Raw genomic sequence first — 15,285 nt, forward strand, 5'->3', positions numbered from 1 at the left:
AACCTTTCGGGGTATTCATTCATGTTGGTTTTTCTTGGTACATATGTGGTGGACAGTCACTGTACTGAAAAGGAGGGGATGTTAAATGAACTATCATATTCAAGTATTTGCCGGACTTGCGGAACAGATGGGAGGGCCTATAATTACGGTGCCTACTGATCAAGAAACGATGAGCGTTTCCGCGTTAAAAGGCTTGCTATCCGAGTGTTTCCCTGAAGCAGCAGCCCAGTTGCAGGGTTCTTTTGTTGCCAGAAATCAAGCCTATGCCGCTCCTGAGGACCTCATAAGTATCCATGATGAGATAGCGATTATTCCTCCGGTTTCAGGAGGGTGAATTCTATTAATAGAATAAATGAATTCGATAGAATAGGTGCAAGGGGGCAGATCATATGCAATACCGTATTCAGCTATTCGCAGGTATGGCGGAGCAACTTGGTGATGTGATCACGGTAGAACTTTCACAGGAAGCAGTGACCATTGCAGACATTCGAAAAAGGCTGAATGAGCTGTACCCGGAAGTGACTTCACAACTGCCAGGTTCTTTTTTTACCCATCATAAAAATTTGGCTTCTCCAGATGAACTTGTGCTTCCATCAGATGCAATTGCTCTCCATCAGTCAGCACCCGGGATGGAGACGGTCGTTTCAAAATGTGGCTTATTTGCTATTACGTACGACCCGATTGATGCCGATGAAGTAACCTCAAAGGTGCTCGACCCTTCTCATGGCGCCTCGCTGACCTTCAATGGTACGACTCGGGAATTTACGCAAGGTCAGCGAACGGTGCTGCTAGAATATGAGGCGTATGTCCCGATGGCCATGAACACGATGAAGCAGATTGGTGACGAAATTGCAGAGCGTTGGCCTTCTACACGTACTGCAATTACACATCGGCTTGGTACGGTAAGAATTGGAGAGACGAGTGTGGTGATTGCTGTCTCTGCTGCACACCGTGATACTTGCTACGAAGCCAGCCGCCATGCCATTGAACGGTTAAAGCAAATCGTACCGATTTGGAAAAAGGAAGTGTGGGAGGACGGCTCAGAATGGAAGGGGCATCAGCTGGGTGGCTGGAACCCTCAAAATACTCCAAAGCTTTCGCATAAGGGCGAGGACATTTGAACTTTTAGCTTGTCTGATCAACTTGTAGCTATCAATGGATAAGTATGGGGGCGTAAATCAACGATGTCAGAAATGGACAAAATCCAGAAAATAGAAGTTGCTGCACAAGCACATGCGCATGCGTCTCATGCCCGTTATTCTAGACAGGAATTATTCTCGAAAATTGGACCGACAGGCCAGCAAAATATCCGTAGTAAGCACGTGCTGATGGTGGGGGCCGGCGCACTGGGCACTGCCAATGCTGACATGCTGGTGCGAGCGGGCATCGGACGGCTGACGTTGGTAGACCGTGATTATGTAGATTGGAGCAATTTGCAGCGCCAACAACTCTATGACGAAGCGGATGCCCGTGGTCAGATCCCCAAGGCAGTGGCCGCGCAGAAGCGATTGCAGCAAATCAATTCGGACGTGGACATTCGTGCGCTAGTCCGGGACGTCTCGCTGGAGGAAATCGACGATATCGCAGCAGGGGTGGATCTTATCGTAGATGCCACTGACAATTTCGATACACGTCTGCTTATGAACGATTATGCGGTCAAGCACCGAATTCCTTGGATTTATGGAGCGTGTGTAGGCAGCTACGGGACAACCTTTACCATCGTGCCAGGGCAGACACCGTGCTTGCATTGCCTACTCGGGACCGTACCACTTGGCGGTGCGACCTGTGATACGGTCGGTGTGATTAGCCCGGCTGTACAGATGGTGGCCGCTTATCAAAGCGCCGAAGCATTGAAGCTGCTCACCGGGGACGATTCGGCTTTGCAAAATAAGCTGATTTCTTTCGATCTGTGGAACAATCAGCATCAGGCGATTCAAATCAGCGCCATGAAGAAAGCCGATTGCCCAACGTGTGGTGAGCACCCAGTGTATCCATTTTTACAATCGGAGCATCAGGCTAAAACGGCTGTCTTGTGCGGACGAGATACGGTTCAAATCCGCCCTGCCCCGGGTACTGTACGTGATCTGAATGAAGCGGCACGTTTGTTATCCCGTCAGGGGGGCAAGGTGGAGCATAATCCATACCTGGTATCCGTTGTTATCGGAACGCATCGAATCGTTCTTTTTCAGGATGGACGCGTCTTAATTCATGGCACGAAGGACATCGCCGAGGCGAGATCGATTTATCACAAATATTTGGGTTGACCCAATAGATTCGACCCGTTATGAGATGTACAATGTTTCCTTATTTTCGCTATCACATTTCGTCATCTCATTTTGGAATTTATAGGATAGGGGAAAAACAAGTTGAAAAAGAAATTTGGGTACATATTCACGTTCGTTGGATTGTTGGCATGGGTTCTGGCGGGCTGCTCGTCTCCGGCTGCTGTACAATCGGCACAGTCCGCACCCAAGACAGAACTAGTTGTATCTGCCGCTGCAAGTCTTCAAGATAGTCTGAATACGCTCAAAGGCCAGTATGAGAAACAGCACCCAGATATCAAACTTACCTTTAACTACGCTTCATCTGGTACATTACAAAAACAGATTGAGCAAGGCGCACCCGCTGACGTATTTATTTCGGCAGGCATGAAGCAAATGAAGGCGTTAACCGATGCTTCATTGGTGGAAAAGGATAACGTGCTGCTTCAAAATAAACTGGTTGTGGTTATTCCGCAAGATAAGGCGAAAAGCACAGATAACAAAAGCATTACGCTCAATGACTTGATGGGTCCTTCTTTCCTGAAAGTGGCTGTTGGGGAGCCTACTACCGTTCCCGCTGGACAGTATTCCAAAGAATCGTTAACGAAGGCTGGACTATGGGACAAGCTGGAACCTAAGATGGTATTCGCCAAGGACGTAAGACAGGTATTAAATTATGTTGAAACAGGCAACGCCGATGCAGGACTCGTCTATTTAACGGATGCCAAATCATCCGATAAAACGGTCATAGCACTGGAAGTGCCCGAGGAATTGCATGCACCCATCCTGTATCCTGAAGGCATTGTAAAAGCAACCAAACATAGCCAGGAAGCAGGCGAGTTTCTTGATTTTCTACGGACAGATGAAGCAATGAGTGTGTTCAGTAAAGATGGATTTTCAGCCCCTACAGAAATGACGGGAAAATAGAATTCACAGATAAAGGAGGGGGTCCCGTTGGATTGGTCAGCTTTTCTTCCTCCGGTTATCGTATCTGTTAAAGTCGCTGTCGTCGCCAGCATCATCGTCTTTTTATTAGCTACTGTGGTAGCGCGAATGATGGCGAACTGCATGCCGCGGAGGGGGACCAGCGTGATCGAGACCGTCCTACTTCTTCCGCTCGTTTTGCCTCCCACTGTTGTTGGCTTTATTTTGCTCATCTTGCTGGGAAGGAAAAGCTGGATTGGCACTGCCTTCGAAAACCTGTTCGAGCAGACGATTGTATTTACGTGGGGAGCTGCAGTGGTGGCGGCCGTAGTTGTTGCTTTTCCACTGGCTTACCGTACGATTAAAGCAGGATTTGAAGCTGTAGACCCGGAGCTAGAACAGGCTGCACGTGCGCAAGGTGCCAACGAATGGCAAGTGTTTCGCCACATTACGATGCCCCTTGCCTATCGACCGCTCATTTCAGGATACATTCTCGGATTTGCCCGAGGGTTAGGGGAATTTGGCGCTACGCTGATGCTTGCAGGTAATATTCCTGAACAGACCCAAACTCTGCCTACAGCAATTTACACTGCGTCCGAGGTCGGAAATATGACACTCTCCTGGAGCTGGGTAGCCGTCATCATTTTATTCTCTTTTATCATGTTGATGCTTTCTAATCGACTGGTAAAGGATTAGTCCGTCTGGAGTAAGAACATGCGCAGTCTGACGATAGGGCAGCTGCGGCAACGTTATAGAGCAGCTTAGATCACCAAGAAACCCTGCGATTACTAAAACGCAGGGTTTCTTGTTCCTTTCGACAACGATTACGGTGACCTCCCGGTCCTTGGTATCGCGCATATGGTGAAATTTACAATAAAAACAAAGAGGATGAGGAACATGAAGAAATTCGGGCAAATGTTTCTGGTAGGTTTAGCCATGGCTTTCGGGCTTGGTCTGGTGGCCGGAAATGTGCAACCTCCCGCCGCTTCCGCGGCCGGTACAGAATATTATGTGGCCACGAGCGGCAGCGACTCTAATGCCGGAACGAACGATGCGCCGTGGAAGACGTTGCAGCACGCGGCCGACGTGGCTCCTGCGGGCAGCACAGTTTACGTCCGAGGCGGCGTGTACAACCAGAAATTAAAGATTACCCGCTCTGGCTCCGCTTCGCAGGGTCCCATTGTGTTCACTAACTATGGGACAGAGAGCGCCATTATTGATGGCAGCGGACTTCCGGTCAGCGGGAACGAAGGACTGATCGAACTGGCCGATGTCAATTACGTTACTGTTCAGGGGTTTGAAATCCGCAATTTTACCACTGCTTCCAAGAACGTGGTGCCTGTAGGTATTTATGTCCACGGTTCGGGCGGCTTCATTAATCTGTCCAACAACAAAATCCATGACATCAAAAACACGGTCACTCCGACCGGCAAAGATCGGCTGGGTCGGGACGCTCACGGTATCGCTGTTTACGGCACGAAAGCTCCGGCTTCGATTCACGACCTTACGATCAGCGGCAATGAGCTGTACAATCTCGTGCTGGGCTCCAGCGAATCGCTCGTTTTGAACGGCAACGTGGATGGCTTTGCGGTGACCGACAACCTTATTCACGATAATGACAACATCGGGATTGATTTGATCGGATTTGAGGGCACCGCGCCGAATACGACTTACGATCAGGCGCGGAACGGGTTGGTGAAGGGCAATCGGGTGTATAATAATTCAGTTCAAAATAACCCATCTTACAAGAGCGATGACAACTCGGCCGGCGGCATTTATGTAGATGGAGGCAAGGACAGCATTATTGAGCAGAACTACAGCTACAACAACGATATCGGCGTCGAAATTGCCTCTGAGCACGCCGGTAAAGCAACCAGTAATATTACGGTCCGCAGCAACGTGATATATAACAACCGACTGACCGGCATTGCCATGGGCGGTTACAATGAGGAGCGTGGCTTCACGGTAAACTGCAAGATCGTGAACAATACACTATACAAGAACGATACGTTTGACGACGGAAGCGGTCAGCTTTTGGTTCAATATGATACGCGAAACAACGTGATCAAAAACAATATTTTCGTGGCCAGCTCCACGGATGTGCTGATATCCAATGGATACACCAAAAATTCCGGCAATGTTGTGGATTATAATTTATATTTTTCTCCAGGCGGCAGCTCAGAGGCCAATTGGACTTGGAAAAATAAAGAGTATACGGGATTCTCCGCATATAAATCAGGAACCGGCAACGATACGCATTCTCTATTTGCCGATCCTAAATTCGTGAATGCCGCGAACAGCGACTTCCATTTGCAGTCTTCGTCACCTGCGATCGATGCCGGGAATACGGACCGTGCCATCATTGGAACACTGGATATCGACGGGAAGCCTAGAGTACAGGGAGCCGCTGTGAACATCGGTGCCTACGAGTAAGTCCTATATTTTATGACAAACAATGCATGGCGAAAGTGTTTGGGGCCACTGTTTGTACATTTTTACAATGTTCCTTGTAATTAAAACACCTTCAAAGTGAAACCCCATGTCGTAAGATATGGAGATAACCTTGAAGGTGTTTTTGCGTTGGCAACAAGATTAAGCTATCCTCGGAAAGTAAAAATGGAAGTCATACAAATGAGATTAGAAAGTTGTTCCTGTTCGATAGGCTACGATTAACATAGTTGTTGCACACCTTTTAACCATACGGATTTGATCGACAAAGTATCCGAGATGTTGGTTGTCGGATCACCGTTTACTAGTATAAGGTCAGCGAGCGAACCTTCGGCAATACAGCCGCGATCGTTAAGCCCAAAGCAACGGGCCGGTTTCGCGGTAGCCGACTGAAGCGCTTCTATGGGAGTAAATCCGGCCTCAACCAGCAATTGCATTTCATGATGAACGCTGGCTCCATGAGCAAGGCCGCCAAGATTGGGAACAGGAACGGGGGCGACATCCGTCCCGACCAGAATATCCACACCGGCACGGTGAAGATCCATCACATTTTTAAAGCTATTCTCCAAATTGCCTTGCGGGAAAGTATGGAAGCTTGAGTTCAAAATATCGATCCATTCCGGACTTAATTTGGAATAAACACGTGAATCATTCGCCAATTCTGATGCCGGATTCCCCAGAATGGATGAGTTCAATACCAAGCACGGTATAACAAATGCGTCTGAATCCGCTATGGATTTCACCAACTCAGATGTGAATTCGGGCCTGTCGAGAAATAAGTGACCCAATCCGTCGACTCCCATATCGATGGCGGTTTGCGAAGAATGAGCCGTCAAGACGTGAGCTATGACTATTTTATCGAATTTATGGGCTTCTGCCACGGCTGCTTTTAAAATTTCGTCGCTTAAAATAGGCAGTCCAGGGGCACCCAAGACCGTCCCTTCTTCAATCATGATTTTAATATAGTCGGCGCCACTCTCCACCTGGGTATGCACATGTTTGATCGCTTCTTCCACTGTCGTCACTTGGGGCACTTTTTCGTGATCGTGAGCGTAGGCGGCTAGCATAGCTTCCCGGTCTTCGTTGGGTAACTTCTCCAATTCCTTTAATACGAACTCAGGAATTTCATCCTCATCCTGCAATAATTCATCCGGATGACCACCTGGAGCAGTGATCGCTGTGCCGGCGGAACGGACTTCAGCGGCGTTATTCACGTTTTTCAACTGGATCTTGCGCCCTCTTTCTGTAAAGCTGCCGTTCATTTCGAGTTCTGTCGTGACGCCGAATTTTAAAGCATCTCGTAACCCACCGATTGAAGTGTGGACATGCGCATCAATCAGGCCAGGCAATAATGTCGCATTTTCCCCATCGATGATCGTTGCATGTGTCGGAAGATCTCCGCCTACCGAAATAATGGTTTCCCCTTGGATGACAACATTTCTGGGCTCAATAACTTTTTCTCCATCGAAAATACGTACATTCGTAATCGCTGTAACTTTTTCTACCGTAGAGCTGCTTTGAGTTACATTCTTCATGTCGTTCCTCCTTAGTGTTCAGTTTTAAACACTTAGAATTCTAACTATTAGTTTTATAACTGTCAATAAACTGATTTTCATTTGACAAACAGTTTAGAGATTTATATAGTTTATTTACTGACAATTAGACTTCTAATAATTTGAGGAGGTATGATTATGGAAACCCAAAAGGATACGGTTTTTCTGGATTTGTTTCAGGTTATCGGTCTTAAGTTAAAGAAAAGAGCGGACGAGAGCATAAAAGAGTTGGGATTAAATGCTCAACAAGGAAAAATGATTAGATATATCTACGAGAATCAAGAAAATAATTTAATTCAGAAGGATCTGGCCGATCGGTTTCATCTGCGCGGAGCCAGCATTACAAGCATACTTCAAGGTCTTGAGCAAAAAGGATTCATCGAGCGCAAAATCCCGGCCAATAATGAGCGGCAAAAAAATATTTATGTTTTACCAAAAGCCATTGAATTGATTGAAGCTTTTAGCGACTCTTTTCAAAAGGTGGAGGACGAAATTGTTCAAGCCCTGACCGAAAAGGAGAAGCAAATCTTAGAGGAAATGTTAAACAAAATTAATGAACGTTTATAATTTTAGATAAAATCATGTTCCAAAAATCACTTTCGCTAGTCTCTGTTTTATAGGAGAGGAATCGGTTATGATGGATATAGTAATAGGGATTTTAGTAGATTTTAGGAGAGCGGTGCGATATGAGAAGGGAAACGGGTTTTAACGAAATTATTCGAAAAGTACGTAAAGAGCTGTTTGGGAAAGGCCCGGAGCGCATACATACAACCTTTGTAGATAATATGGCCATCACGATGCTGTATGGAAATTTAACCCCATCTGAAAAGTTTCTGGCACAAGAAGAATCTGGGAAAGAGATGGTGCATGCAGCTCGAACCAAAATGGTTCAAAAAATATATCCTACACACTTCAATAAAGAACTGGAGGATTACATGGATTCCCGGCTGCTGCACCTCTTTTCAGATATTAAAGTGGAGGAAGATATAGCCATCTCCGTTTTTGTATTTGAAGATAATATTACCGCAAAATAAAAAGAAGGCGGAACCGATATAGCATCCATATTGTTGGAGAGTTCGGCTACACCCTCGATTTAATTAACGATGTCCTAATTGAAATGGAATGAATAGAGAGTTTTTCTGTTTACACGTTTTTTCTTCTTCGATATTGATATTGGGACCATTGGTAGAGAACAAAACATCCTATGCAAAAACCAAGGATAGCCACCAAAGCCGCCACTAGGACCATGGCCGAAAATACATAAGCGACAATACTCCACTGGAGCATAAATCCTACCCAAGCGACCAGCAGAAAAAAGACGGCAAGAAGCTGATTAAACCTTTGCTGTTCTCGGTCCTCCTGCACATATGAGGAGGGGCTTTTCTTCAAGAAAAGCTTGGCTATCCGCATTACTGGATTGAAGTTAAAAAGGACGCCGAGCAACCCCGCGATAAGAGGAATAACTAGCATCCCATATCCCCCTGTAATCCAAGTAAAAACTACAGATAAAACAATTACCCATTGATTAGCCCTGACTAACGGGCGCGGAATGGATGGATTTTGGCTCAAATATATCATCCTTTTCATATCGAAATAAATTCAAAGATGGAAATATTATAGCCTAACATTTGGGGAATAGATACCAAAAAACCAAAGACTCTGCAAGCCCATCTGCTAAGGTTTTTTGTCTTGCTTAATTCCTAGCAATGCATAATCCAATTTGTTACAATTCTTATATACGCCTATTGGGGAAGATAGACATTGTTGTACTCTATGCGTAAATCACGGATCAGGAAAGGGACCTACATAGTTTATGAAAAAAAATGATTTTGGAAATAGGATGAAGGAATATGAAAATGCCTATAGATTAAGCCTACCACGCCGTTTACCCAGGTCAGCCTTTAGCCACTTTTGATGCGAGAGCATGGGTCTTGCCCAAGGATGAGGTTACAAACTACTTTCTATGGAGACAACAAGATGCTACTAAAAATAGCATTTCTATGGTAGCTCAAGCCCATTTCAGGCATTCAGAATTAGAAGGATTGAACGGAAAACAGCTACAAGACAAGCTTTTTGTGGAAAAAGGGCTAAACTGGAACGAACTTCCGGTCTGGCAAAAGCGGGGAATTTGCATTACCAAACAACAGCACCAACAAAGGCGAAGCCGTCAGAAGCAAGTGGGATGTTGATCATGAAACACCGATTTTTTCACAGAATAGAAATTACATTAACCAATATGTATACTTGGACAAGGATGTGTAGATTTGGAGTGTGTCATTTTTATAGGAATTCAGGCTTCGGGCAAGTCGACATTTTATAAAGAACATTTCTTCAAAACACATATGCGAATAAACCTTGATATGCTTAAAACACGGAATAGGGAAAATATTTATCTACAAGCCTCCATCGAAACCATGCAGCGCTTTGTTGTAGACAATACAAATGCTACCGTTATAGAACGGAAGAAATATATAGATGCTTGTAAAAATAAGGGGTTTAAAATTATTGGCTACTATTTTGAGCCCGATTTTGCAGAATCTATTAAGCGTAATGGGCAGCGTACAGGCAAAGAGTATATTCCTGAAATCGGTATTAAAAGTGTAATGAGTAAACTAGAGGTTCCAAGCTACGAAGAAGGATTTGATGAACTCTATAGCGTGATTTCCATTGAAGGAACGTTTCAGATCAGAAGACTGCCGGAAAACCATACAATATAGGGGGGACTACCATGAACATACCTGAGAGATTCATCAAACGTTTTCCAGCATACGAAGATGTATTTGCCAGCGATCTTGAACATCATCGCAAGCACTTTCTGCCGATTTGCTCGATTAATCTTCAGTTTTTATTCCCGGAGCAGGACGAGTGGCTGCATTTTGTTTCCGCAAAAGAAATCTACGAAGGCTGTGTGGGTGAAAATACTCAGCAATTTCATACCTCATATACCAAGGAAGATATGCTGGGTTTCGATGTCATTGACGGCAAATACAAATTCGAAGCAGACTGGAATTATTTTAGTCTCCATCAGAAAGAGCAATTGGAAGTCACCTATGAGGCGCTGAAATCTACCGGAGATAAAGCGTACCTACGTATGAAGAGAGAAGTCATGGCGTTGGACGGACTGGAACAGGTGTACATGGCTAATGAACAAGACTACCAAGCTCGCAAAGCATTTTTCCTGGAAAACAATAAAATTTATACATATTCCTCCTTTGGAGAGGCCAAAAATTCTGTGGAAGAACTCATCCGTGATTTTGAGGAAAAGCAATCCAGCGGTTGGGGGCTGAGTTTCCCTGAAGTTAACGGTATTTTAGAGGATATCGCATTTCAGTCTGACAAGGCTCAAAGTTTTATCAAGGAATATGACGAATCTCTGGAAGAGATGCTCCAGTTCGAGCAAACCAATCTGCTTCATGTGCCTAAGCGTCCCAATGGTGAGACTTTTATCTATATCGGTTCCATTACCGGATATTATTTTCAAGCGTGCGGGGCGGATGCCGTCTATTTATTTTACGACCAAGAATTAAGCAAAGCGGTAATTTGCTTCGAATATTCATAAGTGAGGATTTTGCAAAATCCTGAAGTATATAAAAAACTCCCATCAAGGGAGTTTTAATATTTATTTCTTATTCATCTCCACATCATGCTCTTTGGCAAGTGTGTTGACCTGTTCACCAAAATCTCTGAATAGTTTTCTACCTTCGCTGAGCTTAGTATTACTTTCATTGATTAAGTTCAGATCCTGTTTATCCAATGCATCGAGCATCTTAATGAAGGCTTCCTTTTGAGTACTAGCGGCCTTGATGTAGGTTTCGTGGACGGCTCTTACCTCAGGCGTTTCCGTCTTTACAGCTTCTAACTTATCAACAAATTTGGTGTATTCCGGGATGATATCGTCTTTTAAAGCATTATATAGTGTAACATCATCTGTAAAGTTATCTCCGGTCACAGCTTCATACTTATCAGTAACTGCTTTTTCATCTTGTGCCAAAGGAAGCATTCCATCATTGACATACGTAATTAAATCTTTTTTAACCGGATCGGTAGAGCAAGCTGCCAAAATAGAGAAGCAACATAATACTAACATAAACACGCTAAGTTTTTTCATCTGTATTCCCCTTTTTTATGTATGTTATGGGTAATTCGATTCATTTAATAGTCAGAAAGAACTATCCATATTGTTTGATTATATCGTATAAATAAGAGAATGGTAGGAATTTTGTGGTAAAATAGTGTCAAAATTAAGTTGATTGATATGCTTTTAACATAAGTGCAACAGGAAAGTTAAGCGAACCCCAGGTGCACATAAAAAAAACGGATCATTCGCACCTTAAGCGGGGCGCGGGATTTTAGAAATTCACGCCTATTTGCTTCCATTTTTGAGTTAAAAAATGAGATTCGCACTTTATGCGGTGAGAAGCCTTATGCAGTAAGGCTTCTCACCACATGCTTGCTGTCGCTCCCCATGTGGGAGCGTGGATTGAAACTTGAAAGGCTCGACTCTCTATAAAAGTGATGTGAGCCTTCTTTGTCATGGAAAGATAGAAGTGTAGATGTGGGGAACAAAGCATAGGGGGGATGTACGATTGGAATTGGGTGAAATGAAAAAGAGAAGCCCAATAATTATGTAGGCTTCGTGGAGTGTTGAATTTTAGGGTGTAGCGAGTGTACAATAATCAGTTATTTTCTTCCTCAAATTGCAACAGTATGGATATGTCTTTGATATCTAGGGCATGGGCGATTTTTTCAAGCATGAGCAGGTTCACTTCTTGTCGCCCATTTTTACAAAGCTGTGAAATTCTTGCTTGGTTAACACCTGATTTTTCAGAAAGTTGCATTTGGGTCATGTTTCGCTCTTTTAATACTTCTTTAAGTCTTATGTTTAATTTTAGCAAAGAAAATAGACCTCCTAAAAATCCATTGGCATTATTCTTTTATGCGAATAATATAGTACATATAAATATTCGCTAAAGCGAATATAATTTATCGCCCAAAGGGATGTTACAACATACCCTTAGCTTTGCTATTGCCATTTTACCAGATTTCAAAAGGAGGAAGATACAGTGACTACGAAATTCAAAGCGAATGAGCAAGCAATCAAGGATATTGTACGCATGAGACCGGTTTGGACGCAAGAAGTTGAACATGGAGAAACTGAGCTACACTACTATCATATTATGGATGCCCTCAATCGCAAGTGGCAAACCATTGGTATAAACGTCTCTGACGCTATTGAGGTGTTTGAAAAAGGACACAACGATGCATGGACATACATTTTGGAGCCAGCCCCATTTAATCCTGACCTGACCGCTAACGATTTAATTAACAGGCTCCATATCGGCCCCGATGCGTGGCATATACGCAATGCTATGCAAATCATACTGAACTCGGTGGAAAGACGCAATGCATTCGTGAGTCGTCTCGTTAATGTAAACAGGGAGGATATCTGCAAGCTTCTTTGCACCATGAAAAATGAATCTCCAAAATAATCAGCTTTCAGACGAGGCATTTATACATATGTATGGAGTGAATCCTGTGGAGGCCTTGTCTGTTTATTTTCTGGAGTCTGTGGATATTCATACCCATTGGGAATGGTGTGATGCTGGCGGTACAAGCCAAAAGGCTATTCAATATAAACGGGAGGCCCCTTTTATGACGTTGGTCCAGGCTATTGAGAGAGCTGAGTTGGAAGCATAAATTGCTATAGCATTATATTTTTGCCCGCAAAATGGACTTCCACGGAATGTGTCTCCTTTACGCCCAATTGAAACCAAAAGCTGAAAAGGATATAGAGAAGTACGGTATGGGTTGCGTTGAATATAGGTAGCAAAATATAATAAATAAAGCTGGTGCGAACCCCAAGCTCACATAAAAATCCCGGTTCCTTCGCACCTCAAGCGGGACGCGGGATTTCAGAGATTCACGCCCATTTGTTTCCATATATACGAGTCGAAAAAGGACATTCGCACTTAACATGCTGGGAAGCCTTACACAGCAAGGCATCTCAGCAGGTGCTGTCGCTCCTTATGTAGGAGCGTGGGTTGAAATCATCCAATAGTAATCCCCATATACCTAAATTTTTGTCGCTCCTTATGTAGGAGCGTGGGTTGAAATGTCAGATGCGTGGTATCCGCAGTTTCATTCAGACGTTGCTCCTTAAGCAGGAGCGTGTCTGCAGACACGCAATTCAGAAAAGCTCCTTAGAGTGAGGGAGCTTTTTTGTCGTGATGTGATATAAAGTGCGGTTAGCTAGGAGAGTTGCAGGGGGCGTATGACCGAGGCTAAGCTTGATCTGTTAACGTTATAGGGAGAGCTGGCAATTGCTCAGCCTGTGATGTAATTTATTGCAGAGATACGTGACAATGAATTATTATATTAGCCATCTGTAAAATTGAAGTGAAGTAGGTTATGTGAATGGAAAGAAATGATACACAAAAAACACTGGCGACCTGGTTTAATTTTAAATTCCGACTCTTGATAGGCGGCATAGTAGTTGGCTTGTTATCTGGTAGCGTGGTTGTGTTGTTCCGATTTGTGTTGGAAGAAGCTTTGGAGCGTGTTCTTGAATTTTACCACTATCAATTGCGCCATATGTGGATTGTCCCATTATGGTTCGTGATATTAGTAATAGTCGGCTGGGCAACGGGAATGACCGTCAAAAAACAGCCTGCGATTTCCGGTAGTGGTATTCCCCAAGTCAAGGCAGTCCTACAGAATAAGCTACATATGAATTGGTGGAAGGCTCTTACAGCTAAATTTCTAGGGGGTGCCATTAGTATTGGTTCCGGTTTGTCCTTGGGAAGAGAAGGTCCTTCTATTCAAATCGGGGCTCTAACTGCCCAGGGATTTAGTCGTTTGATGAGTAAATCGAAAACAGAAGAGAATATCCTGATCACCTGTGGAGCAAGCGCTGGACTGGCAGCGGCATTTAATGCACCCATTGCAGGGGTCATTTTTGCGTTGGAAGAAATTCATTTGAATTTCTCGCCTCTTATCCTGATTGCGTCACTCGCTTCATCACTGGTGGCTGATTTTGTATCCAAAGAGTTTTTTGGAATGAGTCCCGTTTTTCATTTTATGAATGTGGGGCCTGTTCCGCTGAATCAGTACGTTCATTTACTTATTTTAGGCATTATTGTGGGTATTATGGGCGTTATTTTCAATAAGTCTATATATGCCTTTCAAGATTTCTATCAAAAAATGACCTGGCTGCCTGCTCCATATAGACCCATTCTCCCTTTTGTAATTTCTGGAGTGCTTGGACTAAGCATGCCATTACTGCTTGGGGGCGGAAATGGCCTGGTGAACGATTTGATAACGGATTCTTTTTCGTTGAAATTTCTTCTTGTTATTTTAATACTTAAGTTTTTATTCACGATGTTCAGTTACGGTTCTTCTGCTCCTGGTGGAATATTTTTACCTATGCTCGTGATCGGGGCCTTAATTGGTGTGATGTATAGCAAGTTCATAAATGGATTATGGGGAATGCCTGTGCTTAGCGAAAGTAGTTTCTTGATTTTGGCAATGGCAGGCTATCTTACAGCGAGCTTGAAGGCTCCTATTACTGGAATCATATTGATTACCGAAATGACAGGGAATTTCACTAATCTGCTATCTACAGGTGTTGTCTGCCTCGTTGCCTACATGACGGCCGAGCTGTTTCGTTCTCATCCCGTGTATGAAGTTCTGCTGGAGCGCTTTTTGCATCAAAGAAAGGCAAGTGGTGAAACGGAGCAATCATCAAGCAAAGTTATACTTGAAGTACCTATTCTTCAGGGATCGCGTTTGGACGGTACACAAATCAAGGATTTTCAGTGGCCTGCTCACTGTCTCATTGTTTCTGTCAAGCGCGGGTCGGTTGAAAAAATTCCTGATGGACAGATGCTTTTGCTGGCAGGAGATTATTTGAATATACTTACAAGCGGACGACACGCTGCCTATGTCCATGATTGTTTGAGAGAACCCGCAGGTCAAAGCACCGACTGGATAAAAGGGATTCCAAATGAAAAACCTTAAAGAAATATCTTCCATCGAAACCAGAATTACTTTATGATAAAGATAGATATCCTATAATTTCCCTGTATATATTTAGGGAATAG

General features: G+C 43.9%; 17 protein-coding genes and 1 pseudogene. 14 read left to right on the forward strand and 4 right to left on the reverse strand.

Annotation, left to right across the window (positions count from 1 at the left end; genetic code table 11):
* Nucleotides 1-85: 85 nt before the first annotated feature.
* The 6 genes from WA407_RS14185 (at nucleotide 86) to WA407_RS14210 (ending at nucleotide 5,618) form a co-directional block, all read left to right on the forward strand.
* A complete protein-coding gene (locus WA407_RS14185; protein WP_235309244.1) occupies nucleotides 86-334 on the forward strand; it encodes a MoaD/ThiS family protein in 249 nt (82 codons plus the stop codon).
* Nucleotides 335-389: 55 nt separating this feature from the next.
* Nucleotides 390-1,121 carry a molybdenum cofactor biosynthesis protein gene (locus WA407_RS14190; protein ID WP_302058564.1) on the forward strand — a complete coding sequence of 244 codons (732 nt, stop codon included), beginning with the start codon at nucleotides 390-392 and terminating at the stop codon, nucleotides 1,119-1,121.
* A gap of 63 nt (nucleotides 1,122-1,184) precedes the next feature.
* A complete protein-coding gene (locus tag WA407_RS14195; protein ID WP_302058565.1) occupies nucleotides 1,185-2,264 on the forward strand; it encodes a thiazole biosynthesis adenylyltransferase ThiF in 1,080 nt (359 codons plus the stop codon).
* A gap of 102 nt (nucleotides 2,265-2,366) precedes the next feature.
* Nucleotides 2,367-3,188: a molybdate ABC transporter substrate-binding protein gene (gene modA, locus WA407_RS14200; RefSeq protein WP_061829723.1), complete on the forward strand. Its 822-nt coding sequence runs from the start codon at nucleotides 2,367-2,369 to the stop codon at nucleotides 3,186-3,188.
* Between the two features lie 27 nt (nucleotides 3,189-3,215).
* Nucleotides 3,216-3,881 carry a molybdate ABC transporter permease subunit gene (gene modB / locus WA407_RS14205; protein ID WP_336077623.1) on the forward strand — a complete coding sequence of 222 codons (666 nt, stop codon included), beginning with the start codon at nucleotides 3,216-3,218 and terminating at the stop codon, nucleotides 3,879-3,881.
* Between the two features lie 201 nt (nucleotides 3,882-4,082).
* Entirely contained in the window at nucleotides 4,083-5,618 is a 1,536-nt protein-coding gene (locus WA407_RS14210; RefSeq protein WP_336077624.1) for a right-handed parallel beta-helix repeat-containing protein, read from the forward strand.
* A 236-nt stretch (nucleotides 5,619-5,854) separates the two neighbouring features.
* Here the strand turns inward: WA407_RS14210 and WA407_RS14215 are convergent, their stop codons facing one another.
* A complete protein-coding gene (locus WA407_RS14215; protein WP_336077625.1) occupies nucleotides 5,855-7,168 on the reverse strand; it encodes an amidohydrolase family protein in 1,314 nt (437 codons plus the stop codon).
* A 150-nt stretch (nucleotides 7,169-7,318) separates the two neighbouring features.
* On the opposite strand from WA407_RS14215, the gene WA407_RS14220 reads away from it, so the two are divergent.
* Nucleotides 7,319-7,753: a MarR family winged helix-turn-helix transcriptional regulator gene (locus WA407_RS14220; RefSeq protein ID WP_442952033.1), complete on the forward strand. Its 435-nt coding sequence runs from the start codon at nucleotides 7,319-7,321 to the stop codon at nucleotides 7,751-7,753.
* Between the two features lie 119 nt (nucleotides 7,754-7,872).
* Nucleotides 7,873-8,220 (forward strand): DUF2294 domain-containing protein, encoded by a 348-nt coding sequence (locus WA407_RS14225; RefSeq protein WP_013311231.1) that lies wholly within the window; start codon nucleotides 7,873-7,875, stop codon nucleotides 8,218-8,220.
* A 109-nt stretch (nucleotides 8,221-8,329) separates the two neighbouring features.
* Here the strand turns inward: WA407_RS14225 and WA407_RS14230 are convergent, their stop codons facing one another.
* The gene (locus tag WA407_RS14230; protein ID WP_442952034.1) at nucleotides 8,330-8,764 is read right to left on the reverse strand and encodes a DUF4395 domain-containing protein; all 435 of its coding nucleotides are present in this window, start codon (nucleotides 8,762-8,764) and stop codon (nucleotides 8,330-8,332) included.
* A 305-nt stretch (nucleotides 8,765-9,069) separates the two neighbouring features.
* Between WA407_RS14230 and WA407_RS26755 the strand changes: the two are divergent.
* From WA407_RS26755 to WA407_RS14240, 3 genes and pseudogenes are all read left to right on the forward strand, one after another.
* A pseudogene (locus tag WA407_RS26755) lies at nucleotides 9,070-9,448 on the forward strand (tRNA(His) guanylyltransferase Thg1 family protein); the annotation flags it as partial.
* Between the two features lie 2 nt (nucleotides 9,449-9,450).
* Nucleotides 9,451-9,903, forward strand: coding sequence for an AAA family ATPase (locus tag WA407_RS14235; protein WP_235309259.1), 453 nt, complete (start codon nucleotides 9,451-9,453; stop codon nucleotides 9,901-9,903).
* Nucleotides 9,904-9,914: 11 nt separating this feature from the next.
* A complete protein-coding gene (locus WA407_RS14240) occupies nucleotides 9,915-10,745 on the forward strand; it encodes a siderophore biosynthesis protein (RefSeq protein WP_235309261.1) in 831 nt (276 codons plus the stop codon).
* 60 nt (nucleotides 10,746-10,805) lie between these two features.
* Here the strand turns inward: WA407_RS14240 and WA407_RS14245 are convergent, their stop codons facing one another.
* Together WA407_RS14245 and WA407_RS14250 are read right to left on the reverse strand one after the other, a co-directional pair.
* The gene (locus tag WA407_RS14245) at nucleotides 10,806-11,294 is read right to left on the reverse strand and encodes a hypothetical protein (protein ID WP_061830400.1); all 489 of its coding nucleotides are present in this window, start codon (nucleotides 11,292-11,294) and stop codon (nucleotides 10,806-10,808) included.
* Nucleotides 11,295-11,862: 568 nt separating this feature from the next.
* The gene (locus tag WA407_RS14250; protein ID WP_235309263.1) at nucleotides 11,863-12,081 is read right to left on the reverse strand and encodes a helix-turn-helix domain-containing protein; all 219 of its coding nucleotides are present in this window, start codon (nucleotides 12,079-12,081) and stop codon (nucleotides 11,863-11,865) included.
* Between the two features lie 168 nt (nucleotides 12,082-12,249).
* Between WA407_RS14250 and WA407_RS14255 the strand changes: the two genes are divergently transcribed.
* The 3 genes from WA407_RS14255 (at nucleotide 12,250) to WA407_RS14265 (ending at nucleotide 15,202) form a co-directional block, all read left to right on the forward strand.
* Entirely contained in the window at nucleotides 12,250-12,675 is a 426-nt protein-coding gene (locus WA407_RS14255) for a hypothetical protein (RefSeq protein ID WP_235309265.1), read from the forward strand.
* Nucleotides 12,659-12,883, forward strand: coding sequence for a hypothetical protein (locus tag WA407_RS14260; protein WP_235309267.1), 225 nt, complete (start codon nucleotides 12,659-12,661; stop codon nucleotides 12,881-12,883). Before WA407_RS14255 ends, WA407_RS14260 begins: the two co-directional genes overlap by 17 nt.
* Before the next feature lie 717 nt (nucleotides 12,884-13,600).
* Entirely contained in the window at nucleotides 13,601-15,202 is a 1,602-nt protein-coding gene (locus WA407_RS14265) for a ClC family H(+)/Cl(-) exchange transporter (protein ID WP_235309269.1), read from the forward strand.
* Nucleotides 15,203-15,285: the final 83 nt, after the last annotated feature.

Source organism: Paenibacillus sp. 203, from assembly GCF_037027525.1.
Classification (GTDB): domain Bacteria; phylum Bacillota; class Bacilli; order Paenibacillales; family Paenibacillaceae; genus Paenibacillus; species Paenibacillus polymyxa_B.

What these genes read in the sequence shown, in the direction of transcription:
- WA407_RS14260 (WP_235309267.1), top strand. Translation starts at nt 12,659, where the DNA reads ATGAATCTCCAAAATAATCAGCTTTCAGACGAGGCATTTATACATATG.
- WA407_RS14225 (WP_013311231.1), top strand. Translation starts at nt 7,873, where the DNA reads ATGAGAAGGGAAACGGGTTTTAACGAAATTATTCGAAAAGTACGTAAA.
- WA407_RS14230 (WP_442952034.1), bottom strand. Translation starts at nt 8,764, where the DNA reads ATGATATATTTGAGCCAAAATCCATCCATTCCGCGCCCGTTAGTCAGG.
- WA407_RS14190 (WP_302058564.1), top strand. Translation starts at nt 390, where the DNA reads ATGCAATACCGTATTCAGCTATTCGCAGGTATGGCGGAGCAACTTGGT.
- WA407_RS14210 (WP_336077624.1), top strand. Translation starts at nt 4,083, where the DNA reads ATGAAGAAATTCGGGCAAATGTTTCTGGTAGGTTTAGCCATGGCTTTC.
- WA407_RS14215 (WP_336077625.1), bottom strand. Translation starts at nt 7,168, where the DNA reads ATGAAGAATGTAACTCAAAGCAGCTCTACGGTAGAAAAAGTTACAGCG.
- WA407_RS14195 (WP_302058565.1), top strand. Translation starts at nt 1,185, where the DNA reads ATGTCAGAAATGGACAAAATCCAGAAAATAGAAGTTGCTGCACAAGCA.
- WA407_RS14185 (WP_235309244.1), top strand. Translation starts at nt 86, where the DNA reads ATGAACTATCATATTCAAGTATTTGCCGGACTTGCGGAACAGATGGGA.
- WA407_RS14245 (WP_061830400.1), bottom strand. Translation starts at nt 11,294, where the DNA reads ATGAAAAAACTTAGCGTGTTTATGTTAGTATTATGTTGCTTCTCTATT.
- WA407_RS14240 (WP_235309261.1), top strand. Translation starts at nt 9,915, where the DNA reads ATGAACATACCTGAGAGATTCATCAAACGTTTTCCAGCATACGAAGAT.
- WA407_RS14265 (WP_235309269.1), top strand. Translation starts at nt 13,601, where the DNA reads ATGGAAAGAAATGATACACAAAAAACACTGGCGACCTGGTTTAATTTT.
- WA407_RS14220 (WP_442952033.1), top strand. Translation starts at nt 7,319, where the DNA reads ATGATTATGGAAACCCAAAAGGATACGGTTTTTCTGGATTTGTTTCAG.